This is a genomic window from Paenibacillus sp. SER-28 (assembly GCF_052906305.1).
This window is the reverse complement of the sequence record NZ_JBRECM010000037.1, coordinates 1-537: the sequence shown is the minus strand read 5'-3', so window position 1 is coordinate 537 and position 537 is coordinate 1. Positions and strand designations below refer to the sequence as shown.

General features: G+C 48.2%; 1 protein-coding gene. It reads left to right on the top strand.

The window, feature by feature from the left end; genetic code table 11:
• Nucleotides 1-537, top strand: a 537-nt coding sequence (locus ACUYLD_RS25455; protein WP_446676225.1) for a condensation domain-containing protein, incomplete at both ends; no start/stop codon positions are given.

Sequence of the window (537 nt, the reverse complement as noted above, 5' to 3'; positions counted from 1 at the left end):
ATTCCGCAAAAGGGCATTGGCTACGGTATGTTGAGATACCTGTCCGCAGCACGTGAGCAAGAGCGTTTTGTAACCGAGCCTGAAATCAGCTTTAACTATTTGGGACAATTTGACCAAGATATGCAAAATCAATCCATTGGTGTATCTCCTTACGCTAGCGGTGCAGAGCTTAGCGCCCATGCAGCTAGAACGCACACGCTGGATATGAACGGACTGATTTCGAAAGGCGAACTGCAATTGACGATCAGCTACAGCAAGCAGGAATATCGTCGTGAAACGATGGAGCAGCTAGCTGAAGCGTTCCGAATCAGTTTGCAGGAAATCATTGCGCATTGCACAGGTCGCAAACAGCAGGAGCTGACGCCAAGCGATGTCATGCTGAAACATGTAACCATGGCCGAGCTGGATCAATTGGTAGAACGGACTCGTGACATGGGGGAACTGGAAAATGTATATGCGTTGACGCCGATGCAAAAAGGCATGTTGTTCCATAGTCTGATGGATGCAGAGTCAGGTGCTTATTTTGAACAAACGACC